Raw genomic sequence first — 1,710 nt, 5'->3', positions numbered from 1 at the left:
CGTGCGCGGCATGGGGCTAATGCAGGCGCTGGAGCTGGTGACCGACCGCAAGAGCAAGGAGCCGGCCGCCGCCGCAACCAATTCCCTGCTGGAAGAAGCGCGCAAGCGCGGCCTGTTGATCGGCAAGGGCGGGATGTGCGGGAACGTGGTGCGCATGTCGCCGCCGCTGAACATCGCGAAGTCGGACGTGGACGAAGCCATCCGGCTGCTGGACGAGAGCTTCGCGGCGGTGCGCTAGCCAGTCAGTTCGCGGGCCGCTGCATCTTCTGTGACAGTGCATCGAAGGAGCCGAAGCGCAGCCCGAGGCGCTCGCAGATCAGGTACTGACGGTCGAACGGGTTCGTGGTACGGGCAATCTCCCACAGCCGGCCCAGCCCGATGCGTCCCCAACAAGCCCAGGAAAAGACGGGAAGCGGGTAGTCGGTGCCGAAGAGCAGGCGCTCGCCGAGTTCCGGATGGCGTCGCAGGCGCAGGAGCATGGCCATGCGATTGGGCAGGGTGAGGGCGGAGATATCGGCGAAGAAGTTGGGATAGCGCTGCGCCAGGTCAAGAAACGTCCGATAGAACTTTTCGTAGAAGGCGAGGCCGTAGCTGCAACCGTGGGCGGCGATGACGGTGACGCCTTCGTCGAGCGTCACGCGCAGCTTCGAGGGATCGCCGGAGGACTGGTCCTGACCGATGAGCGAGAACTCGTAGCCGACGTGGCTGAGCAGCGGCAGCCGGAGCCGGGTCAGCGCGCGGTAGAACGGGACGTAGCGCGAATCCGCGGGATCGAACTGCTGGGCGTTGGGCAACACCTTCACCAGCCTGGCGCCGGCGCAGGCGCAGCGTTCAGCTTCCTCGATGGCGTCGGCGCGCTGCGGGTTGATAGAGACCCCGGGCCAGAACTGCTCCGGGTAGCGCCCGGCCACATCGAGCACATAATCGTTGCTGACCAGAAAGTCGGTGCGCTCCTTATCCAGCTTGCCGTCGGCGCCATAGACGCCGTCCATGGCAAGGAGCACCAGGCGGTTGATGTAGCGGGACTCGCTCAGGTCGCGCAGCAGGTCGTCCAGGTACTTGCGATTGGCGCGGGGCGGGTCGCTGAGCGGCAAGCCGTGCTGCCAGGTGATCAAGCGGAAGAGCGGGCTGCGCAAGAGGCGCGGGGAGACGTAACATCCGTTCTCGCCCTCGGGCAGACCAGCCAGATGGACGTGGCAGTCGGTGAAGCGCCTCGCAACTGAGGGTTGGACGTTCTCCATCGTCGCTACCGGGCCTAGGGAGCGTCGTAGAACTTCATGGCCAGGGTGCCGTGGGCGGCGGCGCCTCCGGCGCGCAGCGCGGCGGCCACCAGCACCGCTTCCGCGACCTCTTCGCGCGTGGCGCCCGCTTTCTTGGCGTTGCGGGTGTGCACCTCGATGCAATAGACGCACTGCGTGGTGTGGGCCACGGCGACGGCGATCAGCTCGCGATACTTGCGCGAGATCTGGCCGTCCTCGCGCTGGGTAATGGCGTCCAGGTTGACCCAGGCCTGGAAATCCGCTGGCGCGGACTTCTTCAGCTCCCTGAACAACTTCAAGTCGTTCTCATCGTGATAATGACTCACGGGTTCTCCCTCCGTCTTTCCTGCTGGCGTCGAAGCTCACTCTTATACATGAGCGGTGGCCGGATTCGAAGCCGGCCGTGTGCCTTGACACACCGATTTTCGCTCGCGCATACTGCGGGTCTCTC

General features: G+C 65.4%; 3 protein-coding genes. 1 reads left to right on the top strand and 2 read right to left on the bottom strand.

All coding sequences use genetic code 11. The features are described from left to right. A partial coding sequence (locus tag VGQ94_05525; protein ID HEV2021969.1) for an aminotransferase class III-fold pyridoxal phosphate-dependent enzyme occupies positions 1-238 on the top strand: 238 nt, incomplete at its 5' end. A 4-nt stretch (positions 239-242) separates the two neighbouring features. Here VGQ94_05525 and VGQ94_05520 read toward each other — a convergent pair. Both VGQ94_05520 and VGQ94_05515 read right to left on the bottom strand, forming a co-directional pair. Next, positions 243-1,241, bottom strand: coding sequence for an amidohydrolase family protein (locus VGQ94_05520; protein HEV2021968.1), 999 nt, complete (start codon positions 1,239-1,241; stop codon positions 243-245). A gap of 14 nt (positions 1,242-1,255) precedes the next feature. After that, positions 1,256-1,585, bottom strand: coding sequence for a carboxymuconolactone decarboxylase family protein (locus tag VGQ94_05515; protein ID HEV2021967.1), 330 nt, complete (start codon positions 1,583-1,585; stop codon positions 1,256-1,258). Between the last annotated feature and the right edge of the window lie 125 nt (positions 1,586-1,710).

This window comes from Terriglobales bacterium, from assembly GCA_035937135.1.
Taxonomy (GTDB): domain Bacteria; phylum Acidobacteriota; class Terriglobia; order Terriglobales; family Acidobacteriaceae; genus DASYVL01.
Note: the sequence above shows the minus strand (reverse complement) of the source record. Positions and strands in the feature narration are given on the sequence as shown.